The 19,236-nt window shown below is 39.7% G+C and carries 13 protein-coding genes, 3 pseudogenes and 1 riboswitch; of the genes and pseudogenes, 3 read left to right on the forward strand and 13 right to left on the reverse strand.

The genetic code is table 11. The features are described from left to right. Nucleotides 1-96 precede the first annotated feature (96 nt). The 10 genes and pseudogenes from EDD68_RS15555 to EDD68_RS14735 form a co-directional block, all read right to left on the reverse strand. Nucleotides 97-553: pseudogene (locus tag EDD68_RS15555) on the reverse strand (transposase); the annotation flags it as partial. A gap of 188 nt (nt 554-741) precedes the next feature. Then, the gene (locus tag EDD68_RS14690) at nt 742-1,134 is read right to left on the reverse strand and encodes a hypothetical protein (protein WP_132373181.1); all 393 of its coding nucleotides are present in this window, start codon (nt 1,132-1,134) and stop codon (nt 742-744) included. Further along, a complete protein-coding gene (locus EDD68_RS14695) occupies nt 1,134-1,922 on the reverse strand; it encodes a pre-toxin TG domain-containing protein (RefSeq protein ID WP_132373183.1) in 789 nt (262 codons plus the stop codon). Before EDD68_RS14695 ends, EDD68_RS14690 begins: the two co-directional genes overlap by 1 nt. Before the next feature lie 235 nt (nt 1,923-2,157). Next, nucleotides 2,158-2,313, reverse strand: coding sequence for a hypothetical protein (locus EDD68_RS14700; protein WP_243646888.1), 156 nt, complete (start codon nt 2,311-2,313; stop codon nt 2,158-2,160). Nucleotides 2,314-2,345: 32 nt separating this feature from the next. Continuing rightward, a pseudogene (tnpA, locus tag EDD68_RS14705) lies at nt 2,346-2,642 on the reverse strand (IS200/IS605 family transposase); the annotation flags it as partial. Nucleotides 2,643-3,190: 548 nt separating this feature from the next. Beyond that, complete coding sequence (locus tag EDD68_RS14710; protein ID WP_132373187.1) at nt 3,191-3,385, reverse strand: hypothetical protein; 195 nt, start codon at nt 3,383-3,385, stop codon at nt 3,191-3,193. A gap of 5 nt (nt 3,386-3,390) precedes the next feature. After that, complete coding sequence (locus EDD68_RS14715) at nt 3,391-4,437, reverse strand: DUF4258 domain-containing protein (RefSeq protein WP_165902209.1); 1,047 nt, start codon at nt 4,435-4,437, stop codon at nt 3,391-3,393. Nucleotides 4,438-5,415: 978 nt separating this feature from the next. After that, nucleotides 5,416-5,625: a hypothetical protein gene (locus EDD68_RS15470; protein ID WP_207902599.1), complete on the reverse strand. Its 210-nt coding sequence runs from the start codon at nt 5,623-5,625 to the stop codon at nt 5,416-5,418. A gap of 242 nt (nt 5,626-5,867) precedes the next feature. Further along, nucleotides 5,868-7,067: an IS110 family RNA-guided transposase gene (locus EDD68_RS14730; protein WP_132373193.1), complete on the reverse strand. Its 1,200-nt coding sequence runs from the start codon at nt 7,065-7,067 to the stop codon at nt 5,868-5,870. A gap of 131 nt (nt 7,068-7,198) precedes the next feature. Next, nucleotides 7,199-7,976 (reverse strand): annotated as a pseudogene (locus EDD68_RS14735) (recombinase family protein). A gap of 165 nt (nt 7,977-8,141) precedes the next feature. Here EDD68_RS14735 and EDD68_RS14740 point away from each other — a divergent pair. Further along, nucleotides 8,142-8,342 carry a helix-turn-helix domain-containing protein gene (locus tag EDD68_RS14740; protein WP_026089141.1) on the forward strand — a complete coding sequence of 67 codons (201 nt, stop codon included), beginning with the start codon at nt 8,142-8,144 and terminating at the stop codon, nt 8,340-8,342. Between the two features lie 313 nt (nt 8,343-8,655). Here the strand turns inward: EDD68_RS14740 and EDD68_RS14745 are convergent, their stop codons facing one another. Together EDD68_RS14745 and EDD68_RS14750 are read right to left on the reverse strand one after the other, a co-directional pair. Continuing rightward, on the reverse strand, nt 8,656-8,907 hold the full coding sequence (locus EDD68_RS14745; protein WP_424399171.1) for a 3'-5' exonuclease: 252 nt from the start codon (nt 8,905-8,907) through the stop codon (nt 8,656-8,658). A gap of 30 nt (nt 8,908-8,937) precedes the next feature. Continuing rightward, nucleotides 8,938-17,400 (reverse strand): RHS repeat-associated core domain-containing protein, encoded by an 8,463-nt coding sequence (locus EDD68_RS14750; protein ID WP_132373195.1) that lies wholly within the window; start codon nt 17,398-17,400, stop codon nt 8,938-8,940. Between the two features lie 213 nt (nt 17,401-17,613). Further along, nucleotides 17,614-17,699: riboswitch (cyclic di-GMP riboswitch) on the reverse strand. Between the two features lie 349 nt (nt 17,700-18,048). Between EDD68_RS14750 and EDD68_RS14755 the strand changes: the two genes are divergently transcribed. Beyond that, nucleotides 18,049-18,504 carry a DUF2269 family protein gene (locus EDD68_RS14755; protein WP_132373197.1) on the forward strand — a complete coding sequence of 152 codons (456 nt, stop codon included), beginning with the start codon at nt 18,049-18,051 and terminating at the stop codon, nt 18,502-18,504. Nucleotides 18,505-18,539: 35 nt separating this feature from the next. Continuing rightward, entirely contained in the window at nt 18,540-18,974 is a 435-nt protein-coding gene (locus tag EDD68_RS14760) for a DinB family protein (RefSeq protein ID WP_132373199.1), read from the forward strand. 19 nt (nt 18,975-18,993) lie between these two features. On the opposite strand, the gene EDD68_RS15640 is transcribed toward EDD68_RS14760, so the two are convergent. After that, nucleotides 18,994-19,122, reverse strand: a complete 129-nt coding sequence (locus EDD68_RS15640; protein WP_279388281.1) for a hypothetical protein — start codon at nt 19,120-19,122, stop codon at nt 18,994-18,996. Between the last annotated feature and the right edge of the window lie 114 nt (nt 19,123-19,236).

Consider the following 19,236-nt stretch of genomic DNA (forward strand, 5'->3'; position numbering starts at 1 on the left):
ATGCGTATTCGCATGGAATGTCAGCAACCAGCCTAGCATTTGAAAGCAATCATACGATAGAGGAAGAATCAAGCACATTTTGTTGCGGAGAACCTAAATTTCATCGATACGGTGCTTGATGGCTACATCTTCTGCTGAAGGCCCGACTGGTTTATAATAAAGGCTTGAACGGTTAAGGCTTAATAGCTCTGCCTGTTTTGTAATGGATAATTCTGAGTCTTGCCATTCGATCATATTCACACGTTCTTGCCTAGTTGTGGTAGATGCCAGATTTTTTTTTGAGCCACGACAATTGCGTGGTTAATCGGCCTACTTCAGCGTATAGATTTTCAATTTGTTCTTCATAATCAGCTTTCATCTTTTCTTGATCCTTGTTCTGCTTTTGAAACAGTTGCGGCATTTGTTCTAGAAATTGTGTTTTCCATTTCCGCAGCTGATTAACATGAATCCCATATTCAGAGGACAGCTCAGTTAAAGACTTCTCTTCCTTAAGAATTTCCAATACAACTTGTGCTTTAAATTCTGGTGAATATCGTTTCCTTTTTTGTTTCATAAACCTACCTTAACATATCCTTTCTTGCCGTCTAAAATCTTGGGTCCATTATAAAATGAGATAATCAATTTAATCAGTCTTTACCTCGTTTTCTTCAATTAATATATCCATTTTTCATAAGTCTCTTCTAAAATATTAATTAAAAAGGACGGTTATCCATAAGGTAACCGTCCAAATTACAAATTTTTTTAATTACTTTTCTTCAATTCAACAAGAGACAAGATTTCTAAACCTGCACAGTAAAACTTAATAATTTTGTTCTCATAATCTTCTACAAAGTATTTTTTTCTCTTCTCATAACCACTATTACTTAAATTATTAATTTTAAAGCCCATCAATTGATTGTAATTATTTCCAAACCCTATCAAATCAAGAGAAGAAACATCATAAAACTTAATTTTTAAGATAAACTTTTTATTATCAGCTTCTACCAAAAAGCCCATTTCTAAGAGTGATACCTTCTCATAATAAGAATTATAATCAATATAGTAATGAAAATCTGTAATAAACTTAACATTTGTCGGCTTGAAATTAGGAATCGTCTTATCTAAAATAGTATCTTCGTACCATTCCTTCGTCATTATTTTACCCTCCAAAAATTATATCTAAATTCCATACCTTTTTCAGGATGGTATCCAGGTCCATATTTATATTCATGTAAATGTGGAGTTGAGTGGTCTTTTGGCATACCATGGTTTGAATGGTCAACCCTAAATTTCTGTCTACCATAATCATCATAAATAACAGTTGATTTTTCTATTTTGCCATTATAGTACCTGTAGTGCTCAATTTTTGAACCTGGACTAGCATTTTGTGGCGCTTTCTTTGTCCAATATTCATCTGGTACAAATGGTTCCTTTGCAAAATCATCATCTTTACCCGTACCCTTACCAACAAAGAACTGTAGATCCAGATTTAAGAGGCCTTTTTTGTTGCGTGTAACCACATTTTGATCTGGCTTCTTTTTCTTCTTCCCAAACAGACCTTTGATGCCGCCCCAGAGTTTGGAACCTGAACTCTTTACTTTCTCGGTTGCTTTGCTAACACGGCTAGTTATTTTATCCCTGGCCTGTCTAAATCCAGAACCGATAATTTCCCCGGTATTCTTGAATCCTGATGTGAGCTTGGATCCAAAAAGAGACGCTAGGCTGCCCAGTGATTTGGCATTGTCCAGAAGATGTTTTCCAGCAAAGACGACTCCGGTTCCTTTAGCTACTCCAGCTAACTTTGAGCCCGGGATCGGAATCAGAGAGGCGGCCAGCCCAAACCCTTCCGAAATCCGGTCACCAACGCTTAATTTCTCTCCGGTGATCAGGTTCCGTCTGGTAATCAGCTGCTGAATGCTTTTGGCAGTTGACACATAGGGGATGGTGTCTTAAAAATATATAATTAAAATTCGTTTTTTCTCTCCCGCTTCCTGTATTATTATTTCCATTATTAAAAAAGAAACCTTGAAAGGCATAAAAAGACAATCAAGGTAATATAATTTATTAGAAGCCTTCTTTTTATCCCACTGATACAGTGTATCTCAAAATCACAAATTACTTTAAATGAAAGTTATAAATGGTATTTTTAGTAAATACAAAATCGTATCTCTAAACTTGTTACCTATACTCTTCATCATATTCCAAAAATAGATCTTGTAAATCTCCATTAATTGGTTTATTATTATCGCTAATTGACACTTTGATATCTATATCCTCTTCTCCTATTGATACTACCCCATCTAGCACCCCTAAAATATTAGAGACAGCATCCACTTCTACTTGTTCGATTATTTTAAATAATATTTCTTTATTTTTACATTGGCATGCCGATCGAATATCATAAGGCTACTTTTTCCTTTTAAATAGCCCATAAATTGATATACACTTAACTTGGGCGGAATACTCACCAACATATGGATATGGTCAGAACAAGCATTGGCTTCATGAATCGTTACACCTTTCCGTTCACATAGAGCTCTGATAATTTGCCCTATACTCTTTTTATACTTACCGTAAATAATTTGTCTTCTGTACTTTGGTGCAAATACAATGTGATACTTACAATTCCATGTTGTGTGTGCTAAACTATTCTTGTCCTTCATTGGACATGCCTCCTTCTCTGGTAAGGTATAGTGGTCGGGAAACCTACTTTATCTTACCATGAAGTGAGGCTTTTTTTATCCCACGCTAAAAGCTTTCCGGATCCCCTGGCATAGCCAGGGGTTTTCAAAAACATTAATGAAAATAACCTTAAGAGGAAGAATTCCCCTTAAGGTTATAAATGTTACTTTAATGACGGTACATTTCTTTTCTTTAAATTCATGAAATCACTTCCTTTGATTTATTCAATAGGTTTACCTTGCATGTCTACCACCTCTTCCCTGTTTGACCTGAATTTATTTTCCAATATGGCTTATTTTGATATTTACTACCCCCTTGTTGGTATTGTAATACTCTATCACCACCCCCATTAACTATAAAATACCCCATTCTTCGAAAGCTTTGTAATTCAAACTTCTATTTTGTGGTCTTGGATTGTAATAAAAGATCACCTATGTTATCTTGAGTAAGCAATTCGGTCGACACTCCCCAATAAAATATCCTAGGAAGGTTTTTCCATAACTTCTTCCTAGGATAAGTTGATGTATTTTTATTCTATCAAATCAGCTATATATAGAGGAAATTTATCTGAAACCGCATTTTTAAGACATTTCATATGACAGAACAGTTGTTGTTCTTGCTGACTATTTTTATCTTTTTCCCAGTTTGTAACTACAACTAGGCCAGTAACATCTGATTGGATTTTTTTATCACAAAAGCAACATTGATACGTACTGTTCTCCAAAATAATCACCTCCAATCATAATTTTTTTCCAATCTATCTAATGACTTTTTGCTAATATTCTTCAATGCTGTTATTACACCATTATCGCCTTCAACAATAACATTATATTTCCCATTAACTTGTTTAATAAACACTTCTGCACCATCTGATTGTGTTTTTACAATATCTGGATTAAGTTTCAATTCACTTATATCTTTTGGTGTGAACCCCCTTTCTATTAATCTCTCTGCACCATGTTTTGTAGTTTTTACAACACTTTGTATTTCTTCTAAAGCTAATTGTTTCTTTAATTTTTGGTATTGTGCAACATTGTGTGCAGGATTTCCCGTACCCTTAGAGGCAAACGTTTGTAAATACCCAGGTCCACCTACTCTATTTTCCTGAATAGCATTATTATTATTTTTATCTGGCTTCTTTTTCTTCTTCCCAAACAGGCCTTTGATACCGCCCCAGAGTTTGGATCCTGCATTTTTGACTTTCTCTTTGGCTTCGCTTATTCCATTGGTTATTTTGTCCTTTGTCTGTTTTAGCCCCGAACGGATCTGATCCCCAGCCTGTTTAAGACCTGTTGTGACCTTGTCTCTGGCCGATCGGAAGCCCGATTTCAGCTTTGATCCTGCTTTTGAGGCCAGAATACCCAGGGATTCTGCTGTGCTTTTGATGTATGTTACGCTTTTCCCTATTTTAACAATTTTTCCTGCCGGGGTAAAAGAAGCAATGGCCAGTGCGTCATTCCAGTCTAATTGACCATCAGTTAGAGTCGCTATTTCATCCCCGATGATAAAATTGTAGATGCCTCTTCCAACTTTTTTCGTTATATCCCAGGAGTCTGATGCGTTTGTTTCCTTTCCCTTACCGGCTGGACCCGGGCTCGCGAATGATTGGCTGCGTGGAGATAATATGTGTTTTATTGCCTGAACGGTTTTTTGACCAGTTTCATATACCTGTTTCAGGTGATCCCGTGTATAGTGGTTACTTTCGGTTTCGGTAAACAATACTTTTCGGTTGCCGGGGCTTCCATAGCGTTTCAGTTCTTCGCTGTTTTCCAGCATCATCTCCTCTGCTGTGATGACGGATTCGTATTCATTGTAAGTCACTTGATGATAATAATGGTCTTCTGGTCTCTTCCAGCCTTTGAATCCGGCGCCGTCTACGTAAGTCAATTCATGCGTGGCCCGGTATGCCCATGTTTTCTCGGTCTGGATGCCATATTTAATCAATTTGTATCTTTTTTTGTTCTCTACTTCATAGAATACCTCTTTTTCATTGGAATAGGTATCCTGTAATGTGTAGAGCCATACTTCAATATCTTCACCGACTTCACGGTATTCGGTGAAGTCTTCTCCTCTCAGCACTTCTTCTGGGATTCGACCGGTCGGATCCCAGTAGTTGACCGAAATGCTTTAAACTCATCTTCTTGACATTTTAGCTGTAGCCGTCTTTCGGTTGCCCCTGTGTTGAAACTCGTATATACCCGACAACGTTCAACTTCTCACCCTCCCATTACGAAAATTACAATTTGTGTAACGCTGTTTAAACGAATAGCGAATATTACACGACGGTCTCTAGTAAAAATACAACCCAATATTAATGTGCCAACGCAGAGTACGAACAACTTTTTACGTTACCCCTTGTTTATCGCCACGATCTTTGTCATTCTCGCTAGTTTGTTAGCCATTCCAATCATAAGTACCCCTGCCATGTAAAAACTCATCTCGCTTGTTTTTCATTCTTGTCATCCTATTCTAGTATTAAAACGATACTCCATGATGGTACAACCTTCATGAGTTATGAATTTCAAGAAAGTATCGTTCATGTTTTCCACTTAATAAATCTTTATTTCTTTTCGTTTCTTTTTCCATTGTCCTATGTAAATTTGTAGGTCGTCCTTTATCACCGCACTTCAAAATTTTTTTATTTGCCTATTATCATCAGCTTCTGATTTAAATAACTGACAAAATTCTAAAAAACCTTGAAAGGCATAAAGCCAGTCAAGGTTTTTAAGTCATTACTCCAGCTTTTCTATTTATTTATAAAGCTGATTTATTCTTTTTAATTAAGTTAGCATCTTTAGCATCGACGATTAAAACCGTAACATCCTCGTTACTGTTTAAAACAATTTTAAATTTACCAACACTGTCTAGCAATTCTATATCTAAAATTTCATCACAATCCACGGGTGCGCTTAGTTCAATATTGAAAGCTGAAACACCACTAAATACTAGTTCACATTGTACCATCTCTGGCTCTAGTTCAGTATAATTATTCTGCTTCCAATTACATAATTCTAGATCCAATATAAGTGTATTATCTCCTGAATTATACTGAATGTTTTTTACCAAGCTATCATGTAAGTCATACGTTCGCAATAATTCTAACGGTTTGATAATTATCCCCCCCTTATGGAACTATATGCGATGATTTTGAGCCTTTCGGAACTGGATTTCCGTTAATATCGAGATAACAATCTCCTTTTCCTTTGCTATTTTGCTGTCTTATTCTTCATCATGCCATAAATGATATTCACAAGCCTTCTCATGATACATATAAGGGCTTGTTTATTTGTCTTACCTTCTGATAGCTTCTTCTGATAATACTCGTAAAAGACAGGATTACGAGGAGTTTTACTTCCCTTACATACTTGTACTTGTTGGACAGCAAGGTTGTAAAAGATATGATGAAGATTTCTGTTGCCTTGTTGGCTTTTCTGATACGTTTCCTTACCGCCCGAACCGAATAATACAGGGGCTATTCCAGCATAACGTGCTAGTTTATTAGCATTAGAGAACCGATGAATGTCACCTATTTCAGAAATTAAAGCAGAAGCGGTGACTGTATCAATACCTGTCATCGTTTCAAGTTGCATTCCTAGAGACTTCACTAGCCCTTTTAGTTCCTTTTCTACCTTTTTAATTTCCTCTTGCTTAAATCGGATGTCACGAACAAGGCTTTGAATAATAAAGTCTCTTTGTAATTGATAGTCACGTTTTGTCTCACCATCAAATTCTACAAGAGAAAGAATAGCCTTTGATTTTTTAGTAGATAAACTGTTGTTACTAGCATCAAGTAAGAACACTCGAAGTTCATCCATTGTTACCCCCTCCAAATGGTGGGGTGAAGGATACTTCTCCCAAATAGCTAATGCGGTTTTGCCCTCTACCTGTGAGAAGAATTGACGATAACTTGGATAGTGGTGGGAAAGCTGTAAGTGTAGTTGATTTTTCAATGAACCAAATGACTTTACAAGAGCATCTCTACGACCAACTAATGTAGAGATTGTCCAATAAACATCTGATGGGGCTGCATCAGGAAGTTGTGTGAATTTCCTTGCTAGAATTTCTGCAATACACTCAGCATCCCAACTATCACTCTTTTTTGTCATGGCATGACTTTTTCTTTCTGCATAAGATAAAGAAGGATTGACTGATTTTACAGTATATCCTCTTTCTAACAAATAGACTGCTAGAGAACGACCATAGCCATTGACATCTTCTAATCCAAATACAGGAGTGATACCTATTTCCGCTTGTTCTTCTACAAATCGTGTAAAATCAGGGAATAACGAAGGTCTGTTCATGAAGGTTGTTTCATTTAGCTTCTCCCCCCAACAATTCACAATCACCGCTGTATGTTGGAATTTATGCAAATCGACACCTACGTATATAAATTCATCTCTTTTCAAAAGACCTCACTCCTATCTTGGATTATGTAAGAGAGGAAGAAATAGAGAATGTCGGCAACCTTAGTTCGAGCGTTAGTCTTTTAGAGACTCGCAAGGGTACAAAAGCCAATCCATTCTCTATTTCTTATCTCTTATAAAATGGCTTGATGTTTGCCATTTGCAGTTATTTCTCCATAGTGGTATAACCCACTATAAAACGCTTTTCTATCTAAAATCCGTTTGATTTGGACTTTTGTAAATAGCTTACCTTGTTTCGTTCTGTGTCCTTCTTCGTTCAGTTGTTCTGCAAGTTGTGTTAATGTCCATGAAGTATACTGTTCCTTTAAGTCAAATACTCTTTGAACGGTTTTAGCTTGTCTATCATCTATGACAAGGCTTTTCTTACCTTTTTCCACTTTATAGCCTAATGCGACATTTCCACCTGCATAGCCACCCTGTTGGGCTTTCTTGTTTCGCCCTCTCCCTAGCTTCAAAGAGATTTCTAATCGTTGATATTGGTCTAATAACTCCATTAAACCATTGATTAAAAAATCACTAGGGTCTTTCTTATGGATACTGTATTGCGGTTGTTCAATACTCCGAATGTCCACTCCATACTTTTTCAATTCTCGATGAACTAACACTTTCACAATGTCTGACCGCCATAAACGGCTTGTATTCAGTGTGACCACATAATCTACCTCATGGTGGGTAAGATACTCCAACATCTCCTGAAAGCCTATCCTGTCCACTTCTAACGCTTCTTCATCGACTTTAGCCCCACTGATACCCTCGTCCTTAAACAAGCGTAAAAGGCGTGTATCCGTGAGCCTGACAATACGCTTTGATTTCATCTTCTTGGTATGCAAGGCTATATCCATCCCTTGCTTGTCCAATCGTTGAAACACGAATATAACCAATCACATTCATGTTATTTCCCCCCTCCGTTACGCTAATTGGGATTAACGTAACGCTTAGCCGCTATATTTAATATAAATTCATTGTATGCGGCTTTAGCGATACATTCAACCCCTTTACCGATACAAATTTATTGTGTATCGTAAAAGTAACATGACAAAGAGGAAGGGAAATACCATGCCAATATCAATCAAACTTAAAGAAATCCTTAAAGAACGTGACCTTTCACAGCGTGAATTGGCACGAATGACAGGGCTACGCCCCAATACAATCAGCCATCTTTGTTCAGACAACGTGGACAGGGTTTACCTATCTACATTAGAAACGGTATGCAAAGTGTTAGACATCGACATTCAGGAGTTAATCGAGGTGGAGTAGTCCTCTCTATAATAATCGTTCTATGTACGTCAAAGTTGCGAAAAATTTTAATAGGCAGGGAGAAAGCGAAGGTAGATGTTTGGATAAAAGAAATGGTGGTAACTTATGATATTGTGAATATTTTTCAGAAGGTACATTTCATTAAATAGGGCATACAATTTACAGTTGTTGTACGTCTAAATAATTTGTAAATACATCATATAGGGCTTACAAAGGTTACATCAGTCCTATAAATAAGAAGAGAGTTATTCGACACTAGGTATCATAAAAAGAACCGCAAGGTAAGTTAAATTACCTTGCGGTTAGCAATCAATTATAACGTCACATATCCAAGGTCTATAACATCTTCATTTGGACATCCCTTTTTCTCTAGAAATAAAGTTAAATCAGAAAAGGTATCTACAGAGATATTTGAAATTTCGTCCCAAGCTGCTTCACATTCATCACAGATATAGATAATAGTGTCTAATCCAGTTATTTTTCCTTTATAAATCAATCCGTTCCCATCACAACGTGGACAGACAATTTTCCCCTCAAATAATGATATATTGTTATTCTTTTGCAAGAACTCCCCCTCCTTTTCTTAAAATTTTTTTTATTTTACAGGATAGGCTGTAATGATATTTGAAGTTCCTGGTTTTACTATGATTTTAATTGACTGTTCACCCTGTGTTCCTATAGTCCTCCCCATTGGAACTATATAAGCACCTGGGTCATTTGCTAAAGGAGACTTTTTATTTAACCATGCTTCATCAACTAAGGAAAGTATTTTATCCTTATTTACATTAAATACAGTATGGTTAGCTTTATTTGGGTTTGGTTCAGCATGTGCTAAAACATGTTTAACTCTATTTCCAAACTTTTTATCAGGACCATATGTTAATCCACCAGATGAAGTCCATGTACCATTTTTATTATAAGTGAGTTTTCCAAGGTTAGAATTATCTATACCCTTATCACTACTATTGTCTGGTTTCTTTTCTGGCTTCTTTTTCTTCTTCCCAAACAGGCCTTTGATGCCGCCCCAGAGTTTGGATCCTGCATTTTTGACTTTCTCTTTGGCTTCGCTTATTCCATTGGTTATTTTGTCCTTTGTCTGTTTTAGCCCCGAACGGATCTGATCCCCAGCCTGTTTAAGACCTGTTGTGACCTTGTCTCTAGCCGATCGGAAGCCCGATTTCAGCTTTGATCCTGCTTTTGAGGCCAGAATACCCAGGGATTCTGCTGTGCTTTTGATGTATGTTACGCTTTTCCCTATTTTAACAATTTTTCCTGCCGGGGTAAAAGAAGCAATGGCCAGTGCGTCATTCCAGTCTAATTGACCATCGGTTAGAGTCGCTATTTCATCCCCGATGATAAAATTGTAGATGCCTGTTCCAACTTTTTTCGTTATATCCCAGGAGTCTGATGCGTTTGTTTCCTTTCCCTTACCGGCTGGACTCGGGCTCGCGAATGATTGGCTGCGTGGAGATAATATGTGTTTTATTGCCTGAACGGTTTTTTGACCAGTTTCATATACCTGTTTCAGGTGATCCCGTGTATAGTGGTTACTTTCGGTTTCGGTAAACACCACGTTTCGGTTGCCGGGGCTTCCATAGCGTTTCAGTTCTTCGCTGTTTTCCAGCATCATCTCCTCTGCTGTGATGACGGACTCGTATTCATTGTAAGTCACTTGATGATAATAATGGTCTTCTGGTCTCTTCCAGCCTTTGAATCCGGCGCCGTCTACGTAAGTCAATTCATGCGTGGCCCGGTATACCCATGTTTTCTCGGTCTGGATGCCATATTTAATCAATTTGTATCTTTTTTTGTTCTCTACTTCATAGAATACCTCTTTTTCATTGGAATAGGTATTCTGTAATGTGTAGAGCCATACTTCAATATCTTCACCGACTTCACGGTATTCGGTGAAGTCTTCTCCTCTCAGCACTTCTTCTGGGATTCGACCGGTCGGATCCCAGTAGTTCACCGGGTTGTTTAGAACATAGGCGTATCTGTTTTGTGACTGAGGGCGGTCCATAGTTCCTGAATACGTGTCTTCCTGCAGGAACCGGCCTGTCCGGGCATCATAAAATCTTGCCTGCATGTCGATCAGCCCGGCATCCTGATCGTATTGATGTCCGGTATAGCTGTTGGTATTGTACGGTGCTGTTATACCGGTCAGAAGGCCACCGAATGCATCATAACGATACCGTTCGATAATATCCCCATGACGATCAGTGAGTTCACTGACCGATGACATGCCGTCATAGTGGTAATACATAAGTCCACCGGTCGTTTTTAGAGCCGGGTCATGTCCTGGAATGCTTCTGCCGTGATAACCGAACATTTTTTGGGAAACCAGTCGATTATTTGGTCCCACATAATATTCTGCGTATGGAGAACCTGATGGGCTATATTCTTTGTGTACGACATGTGACAGACCTTCATACAGATAGTGGCTTTCCACCACTTGCATCTTTTCTTTTCCCTGTCCACGCTTCAAAAGTCCCCATGCATTGCCCTGTCCGGGATGTTCATCAAATTTTGGCCCTTTTCCTTTTCCAGGAAAGTTGTTAAAGTTGACACCGTGACCCTGTCCAGGATGACCTGGTTCATCTAAAGGATGTCCCAGAGATCTCCACATCCCGCTTTCACGGGTTACTTTGCGGCCAAGTCCGTCGTAACCGTATGTGACATAACTGTCATCACTGAACAGAACTGCACGCAGCCGATTGGCGGCGTCATAAGTGTATTCCCGGTTGACATCCGGTCCGGTTTCCTGAATGACATTTCCGTTTAAATCATATTCATACGTTGAATCTCCGGCCCTTACCATCTGATTATTTTCATTGTATTCATATTCAGTCACTTCTCCATCAACGCTCATACTCAGGCGATTGCCCACTTTGTCATATGTGTACTGTACATGTTCGGCTGGCTCTAAGTAGTATTTAGGGACGCTAAATGCATTTGTTTCCCCATTGTTTTCCTCTGCCTTAATCGTTGATGCGGTAAACAGGTTGCTGAACCATTTAAAGATTGATTTAAAGAATTGGCCGATTTGTTTAAAGAAATTTGCAATTTTTTCTTTGGCTTTACTAAAAAATCCTTTTTCCTCTTCTTCATCTGCTTTTTGATCGGATGTTTCAGTAGCGTTGTTTCCTTCTATTACATCATTGTTTTCTGGGGTGTCTCCCTGAATCTTATCATCAGATGATGCTTCTTCTTGATTTGTGTTTTCTTCCGATTCTCCTGATTCAGAGCTTTCCGATATCGAACTGCGGGATTCAGGACTTCCGGTTGTCGTTTCAACAGAAGTAGATCCTGTTGTTTCACTCGCTCCGGAACCTGTATTCGTATAATTCTCATTGTCCTTATCACGTTTATCACTGGTGACGATTTGATTCGTTTTATTCTTTTCTTTTCCACTGGATCTTTTCTGGTTATCCGGAAAATAAGGCTCGTTCGTCAAATTGTTTAACTTATCAACCGGATAATATACATCTGTTAGTCGGCTTAATTCATCATATTTATAAGATGTGACTGCACCATCTTCCTCAATTTGTTTTATTTTCTGACCGGCAGCGTCGTATTCATAAGTGTAAGAAGAGATCACACCTTCTCCCTTGCGATTGACGACACGTTCAATCTGTCCGTCTGGCGTGTAGGTCTGCTCGATCATATTTCCGTTAGCCAGATTCTGCTTATGAATGCGTCCAAGGGCGTCATAGGAAAATGTACTAATATTTTCATCGGGGTCCATCATCTGGGTCATTAAGTTTCTAGAATCATATTGATAAGAAATCGTCCGGTCTTCGCTGTTTGTCATGCTTAATACATTGCCAGCGGCATCGTAAGTAAATTGCAGCTGCTTATCGATTGTTTTGTTGTGCTGCTTTGTTATTCTTCCCAGCATGTCATATGAAAACGTGTCTTCTGAGTCAGGGGTTTTCATATAAACGAGCCGGCCCCTCGCATCGTATTCGTACTCTTGTTTCAATCCATCTAAATCAATTTTCTCTACCTGGCCTCGGTCTGTGTAAGCATACTTTATCTTCTGGCCATTCCGATTATTCTCTTCAATTAATTGACCGGCAGGATCGTACCGGTACGTATGTGCATTGCCCAGCCCGTCAATTTCTTTAACAAGTCTATGATTTAAATCATATTCCCATTGACGTGTATTTCCGTTGGCATCTACTAACTTAGTTAAGTTTCCAGAAGGATCATAATGATATTGTGTGACACCGTCTAGTGCGTCGGTTACTTTTACCAGCTGGTTTGCTTCGTTATATTCGAATAGGGTTTTCCGGTTTAACGGGTCAATTTCTTTGATTAGATTTCCGGCAGCGTCATACTCATATTTCCAGACGGATCCGCCAGGGGTTTTTTCCTCTCTTAATCGATAAATTTCATCATACTTATAGGAAGTCGTTTCTCCTAAGGCATTGGTTTCTTCTACTAAAGCCCCTACTGCATTGTATTTCCACCTGGTTTCGTAATTTGCCGGATCCACATATTTGATAAGCCGGTTCAATTTATCATAGCTATATGTTTCAACCCTTCCAAGAGGATCGGTTTCTTTAATTAAATTTCCGTTTGGGTCGTATTCATAAGATGTCTTTCCTTCAAGAGGATCTGTAATGGCTGTCAACCAGCCATTCGGATTATATTGATATTTCCATGTTGAACCGTCTTCGTTTGTTTGTTCGGTTAGTCGTCCCAGTTCGTCATATTGATAACTGATTTCAAACTTTAACGGATCAATTTGTTTTGTTAAATTTCCTGCTGCATCATATTCATACGCTGTCGAATGGCCATTCGGATCTATGACATGAGTCAAACGGCTTAACGCGTCATATTTGTATTTCCATACTCCGCCTTCAGGATCTTCTTCACTAATCAGATGACCGAGAGCATCGTATTTATATCTCGTGACGCCCCCCCGTTCATCCGTAATCGCAATTAACTGACCGGCTGCATCGTATTCAAATGTCGATTCATTTCCCACCGGGTCAATTTCTTTCACTACATTTCCTGTTTTGTCATATTTATACGACGTTTTCTGGTTATTGGCATCAATAAACGCTGTCATATTACCGGCTGCATCATACGTTACCTTTTCCGTATGTCCCAGTGCATCTGTTTGACTGATGAGACGTCCAAGGGCATCGTAAGAGTATGTTGTCGTATTGCCCAGTGCATCCGTTTCCTCTATGACCTGATGGAGTTCATCATATTGAATCGTTTCTTTATTTCCTAAAGGATCGGTAATGGTAGTGATTCCGTTCATATCATCATGCTTATACGTATATTGATTTCCGCGGAAATCCGTTTCACTTGTCAAACGGCTAAACACATCGTAAGTAAATTTCTGCTCATTGCCGAGGGCATCCACGTACCGTGTGACATTGCCAAGAGCATCATATTCATATTTTTCTTTGTGTCCTAAAGGGTCTGTCATCTCTATTACTCGTCCTATGGCATCATACGTAAATGACGTCGTCGCTCCATTCGGATCTGTCACCTCAAACGGTCTGCCTAAAACATCGTATTTATAGCTTGTTTCATTTCCCAGCGGATCGATGATGCTTTCCAGTTGCCCCATTTCGGTATAGGAATACTGAATTTCATTCCCAAGTGGGTCAATTTGTTTTTCAACCTGGTCCCATTCATTATATGTCCACTCATAAGAGTGTCCCAGCGGATCTGTCTGACTGATTAATCGCCCGGCTGCGTCATAGGTGTACGTTTGCACATTTCCTTCAGGATCTTTTTGTTCAATCATTCTTCCCAGTGCATCATATGTCCAGGTCCATTCATTTCCTTTCGGGTCAATCAGTTTGCTCACCTGTCCGGAAGGATGGTATTCATAACGGGTTGCCTGATCCAGCGCATCAATTTCTTTAATGATCCGCCCTGCACCATCATAGACGTATTTTGTCGTATTTCCCTTCGCATCTGTAATAGAAGCCTGTCTCCCCATATTGTCATACGTAAACGAGGTCTTTGCTCCGCGGTGGTCGGTTATTTCTTTCATCTGGCTATAGGCATCATACTTTATTTCCGATGTCAGTCCAAGCTGATTGGTTATTTTGTCTATTCTCCCTAATGAGTCGTAATGATAAGTGATACTGTATCCTGCTTCGTCCGTTTCTTTAATCAGCTGGTCCAAATCATTATATTCCAGCTTTGTTGACTGTCCTAGAGGATCTACCAATTTTGTTAGGCGGCCCCGTTCATCATAATGATAAGCCGTTTTCTGTCCTTTCGGATCAATTATTGCGGTTAATCGGTTTTCCCCATCATATTCATATCGAACTGTTTCCCCATCCGGGCGGTGGTAAGTGACCCGATTATCCTGTTCATCATACACCCATTTGTGGGTACGGCCCTGATTATTTAATTGGACCAGCCGGCTGTAATCATCGTACTGAAACTTAGTTTTTCGGCCTAATGGATCGACCTGTTCAATCAGGCGATCCTGCTGATCGTAGCTATAGGCAGTCACATCACCAAGCGGATTTATCATGGATAAAACCCTTCCGGCGTTGTCATAGGAGTATTCTGTTACACCGCCGTCAGGATGTGTGACCTTGATCAGGCGGCCCTGGCCGTCGTATTGATAGGATGTAGTCTCACCTGCACCATTTGTTTCACTGGTCAGCCATCCTGCAGCATCGTAGCTGAATGTTTCAACTGCACCGTCAGGCAAAGTTCGTTGAATGAGTTTTTGCTCACTGTCATATTCATATTTTGTCGAAGAACCATCGGGATGCTTGACTTCAACTAATTCGCCGATGCTGTTATAGATGTACTCTGTCACATTGCCGTTTTCATCTGTCCATGTTTTTTCCCGCCCGGCGGCATCATAGGTCCATGTATGCTCACGTCCAAGGGGATCGACGACTTTCGTTCGCTGTCCAAGCACGTTATAAGCAAAGCTGATCGAACGGCCAAATTCATCGGAAATGTGTGTGATATTTCCTCTGCTGTCGTATTGATAGCTAAATGCTTTTTCAGAATTTCCGGTGGAAATCTTAACTTCTGTCACACCAAATGGCCCGTACGCATAATCCGCTGTCTCAGTTGGACGTTCCACATGTGTGACGCGGCCCAGAGCATCACGTGTAAATGTGGTTACCTCATTTTGTGGACTTTTAATTGTTTTTAAATAGCCCAGGCTGTTATACGTATACTCGGTAGTACCTGATGGGTCGGTAATGGACACAATCTGACCTTTGCTGTTATATTCATAGGTTGTCTTGCGGCCGATTGGGTCTGTCACGGTTGTTAATCGTCCCTGGTCATCATAAGTATAAGACGTTTTCACACCGTTTCCCTGATCGCGGGACAAAATGTTTCCTCTTACATCGTAGCTGTATTCAACTGACATTCCATTAGGCAGAACTTCTTTTACTACACGTCCCAAATCATCGTAAGTATACCGTTCTTTTTTGTCGGACGGGAGAATCACTTCTTCGACGAAACCCTGATCATTATAAACAAATGTAGTCGTGTTCCCCTGTTCATCCGTGATCTCAGTCAGCTGCCCCCGGTCATCATAGCCAAATTCAATGGAAACGCCACTGGCATCGGTCCGTTTAATCAGATTTCCGTTCTCATCATATTCAAAGGTTGTTTCTCCATTGAGCGGGTCTACAATTTTTTCAGGCAGCTCCCATTGTTCATGATATTGATAAGATGTTTTTCCTCCTGCTAAATTCGTCTCTTCTAATAGATTTCCCTGGTCATCATAGACGTAGCTCACTGTTCCCTGGGAAGAAGTAATGGCTATCAGATGACCATCGGGGTCGTATTCATATGCCGTTGATTCCCCGAGCGGATTGATTGTACGGGTAATGTTTTCGCCGTCATGTTCATAGATCCACTCATTGCCAGCAATATCTGTTACGACCGTTTTCTGGTTGAAATAGGTAATTTGGTGATATTCCTCCCCAAACATTTGGACAGAGGTAATTTGATTCTCGCTATTATAGGAAAAACGGGTTGTTTTTGAATCATCGGTAATCCCTTTTATTCGGTTATTTGAATCATATTCATATGTCATGCTGCTTCCATCCGGACGAATAACCTGCTTCAGGCGATTTTCACTATCATATGTAAAATCCAGTTTGCGTCCAGAAGGATCTTCTACATAGTCAATGAGACTGCCATTCCAGACAATTGAAATCGTTTGTCCGGTTGTGTCCATAATTTTTACTAAACGTCCCTGATCATCATATTCATAATGAAATCCATTGCCATATCTATCTTCAAAGCGGATCATTTTTCCGGCTGCAGGATCCTGCTCTTCTCGCCAAGGTGCGTAATAGCCGTTATAGGTTATTTTGGAACCGTCACGTCTGGTCACAACATACTCATATTGACTGATCCGTTCCAGCTGGTCTCCCTCTTCTGTTTCTTCAAAATGTCCGAGATGCAGTTCATAATTGATCATTTCATCGCCATCATAGCTCGTAATATATGCGTCCTCATCTTCCATGACAAACTGGTGCGTGTGTACACTCCCGTCTAGACGGGTTTCCCCCATGTGATATCCTTCATAAATACGCAGTTCGGTGTTGACATTTGCAAGCCAGCCTTCACCTAATTCACCTGTTTCATCCAAATCGTCCATGTAGGTCCGTTCAAACACATAATCCATGCCTATGCCTGGCAACTGTAAATCAATGGAAGATAAGTCTAATTTGCCGGTTACCAGATTAACGGGATGGTCAAAAGATGGAGTCGGGATTTCCAGATCTTGAGGGTCATACTCCCGGAAGTTCGGAGCAACGGCAGGGGTCATATCTCCCTGGGCTGCGGGAGGCAAGGAAGGTTGAATGCCCTGTTCAGGATCAGGCACTGGAACAGGATCCTGGCCTATTTCAGGCATGAAATCCATAATGGACTGAGGGTTCATCAAATCAGGCACCCTCCACCCATCACCATTTTCCATCGCACTTCCGGTCCCTAAACTATGCGGATAAATGGGAACACTACTAATGATTAATAGTAAAACGATCAGACTGATTATGACCTTCTTTGTCTTTCTACCATTCTTTTTAAGCATAAAAAATCCCCCTTTTCACGTCTACAAAAGGCAGACGCAAAAAAGAGGCTCCTTCAACGGAATGCCCATGCCGTAAAAAGACTAGCGACAAGGCTTATAGCAGTGACTGAGGCATTGTTTTTTTTTCACCATGATTAATAGAAATGATATTAGTGTATGATAAAAAAAGCATTCCAGATCACATGCAGAACTGGAATGCCATTCATACTCATTTCTTGCAACCCAGCCGTCATAGCATATACTGCTTTAGACCTGCAGCTTTGCGTCCCCGCCTTTCGACGAGTTTGCCCTTTGAAGAAATATTTATTTTATTTGCTTTTAGATAATTTTAACCAAAATAGTTTGTATGAACCAGAAATACATATATTATGGTAGAGGATTATTCTACGAAAGTCAACATATTTTTGTAAATTATACCAAAATCTACGTGAATCTAACACTTTTGGACTATGATATTTTTCTCTTCAAAATACCTGTGAAACGAGGGGAGTCGAATAAGACAGGTATTGTCACTGCGTTTTTGAAATAAAGAAGTCAAAGTGGGGTTTTACAAAATTAGTGGGGGCTTTCAAAAAATCATCCATGTTTTTTCTGCTTAATCCTTTATAATAGAATGAAAGTCATATTCATCGTTTTAGGGGGAATAAAATGGACAACATCTATCAAGTGCTCGTTTTTATTCATATTTTTTCAGCGATTGTCGGATTGGGGCCGGGTTTTATCCTGACTACCCTTGCGAAACCGGCCAAAAACATGACTGAACTGCGCCATTCATATAATCTAAGACACACTATTCATACATTTGTCATGATCGGCGGAACTCTCTTGCTTGTGAGCGGTTTGCTCATGGGATTGTTGAACCCTGCGTTGTTCAAGATGGGCTGGTATGTGACGAGCCTGTTGCTATTTCTCATGGCTCTGGCTATGGGGCCGATGGTACTTGCTCCCCGCTCAAAACCGATCAAAAAATTGCTGGAATCCCACCGGGGCGAAAATATCCCCGAAGAATACCATGGATATGCCAGAAAGCTCTTTCAGGCGGAATATCTGGAAAATTTGATATTCCTTGTGATTATTGCACTGATGATTTTAAAGCCATTTTAGTATGTTTATTATCATCGAGTTTGGGGGACGGATTAATGAATGCAAAAGGTTTTTTATATGCAGCCCAAATGACAAACGCCTTAGCCAGGGAAATCCCCGAAAGCACATGGGATGAATCCTTGATGGATGAACTGGGAACACTAAGGAAATTATTTATTCATATCATTCGTGTTCGGGATGTCTATCGAGATGGCATGAAATCGGGAAAAGTGGTGTTCCCCGGCCATCTCCCTGCCCAGGAACGTGATTGGTTCGATGAACTAGAACGAAGCATGACGGATCTGGCAGGAGAATTTGAACGTTCCCACTGGGATCAGCAAATTTTGATGGGTGCTGAACAGATGACAGCACTTGAACTCTTGAATACAGCTGTCCAGCATGAAGGCATTCATCAGGGACAATATTTTGTAGCTTTAAAACGGGCTGGAATCGAATTGCCTGAACAGTGGCGCCGAGACTGGAACATGTGATGGCTGACATTCATGGACATTAAAAGATATGGCTTAATATCTTATGGACAGCCTCATCTTTCGTGAAAGCGATATACTCTGGAGTCTGGTGGACAAACAGTTTTTCTGAAGAATCAAGCACGGTTTCATCTGCGCCGTTCTTTATCATATACTGATATCTGCCTTTCTTTTTTTTCTTAAACGGCACAACTAACACAATAAATTAGTTGTGCCTTTTCCATTTCTCTTCAATAGTGTTTAAATATTCATTTGGCTCTTTTTT

Source organism: Melghiribacillus thermohalophilus (assembly GCF_004342905.1).
GTDB lineage: Bacteria > Bacillota > Bacilli > Bacillales > Alkalibacillaceae > Melghiribacillus > Melghiribacillus thermohalophilus.

What these genes read in the sequence shown, in the direction of transcription:
- EDD68_RS14690 (WP_132373181.1), bottom strand. Translation starts at nt 1,134, where the DNA reads ATGACGAAGGAATGGTACGAAGATACTATTTTAGATAAGACGATTCCT.
- EDD68_RS14715 (WP_165902209.1), bottom strand. Translation starts at nt 4,437, where the DNA reads ATGCTGGAAAACAGCGAAGAACTGAAACGCTATGGAAGCCCCGGCAAC.
- EDD68_RS15470 (WP_207902599.1), bottom strand. Translation starts at nt 5,625, where the DNA reads ATGGTACAATGTGAACTAGTATTTAGTGGTGTTTCAGCTTTCAATATT.
- EDD68_RS14740 (WP_026089141.1), top strand. Translation starts at nt 8,142, where the DNA reads ATGCCAATATCAATCAAACTTAAAGAAATCCTTAAAGAACGTGACCTT.
- EDD68_RS14750 (WP_132373195.1), bottom strand. Translation starts at nt 17,400, where the DNA reads ATGCTTAAAAAGAATGGTAGAAAGACAAAGAAGGTCATAATCAGTCTG.
- EDD68_RS14755 (WP_132373197.1), top strand. Translation starts at nt 18,049, where the DNA reads ATGGACAACATCTATCAAGTGCTCGTTTTTATTCATATTTTTTCAGCG.
- EDD68_RS14760 (WP_132373199.1), top strand. Translation starts at nt 18,540, where the DNA reads ATGAATGCAAAAGGTTTTTTATATGCAGCCCAAATGACAAACGCCTTA.
- EDD68_RS15640 (WP_279388281.1), bottom strand. Translation starts at nt 19,122, where the DNA reads ATGATAAAGAACGGCGCAGATGAAACCGTGCTTGATTCTTCAGAAAAA.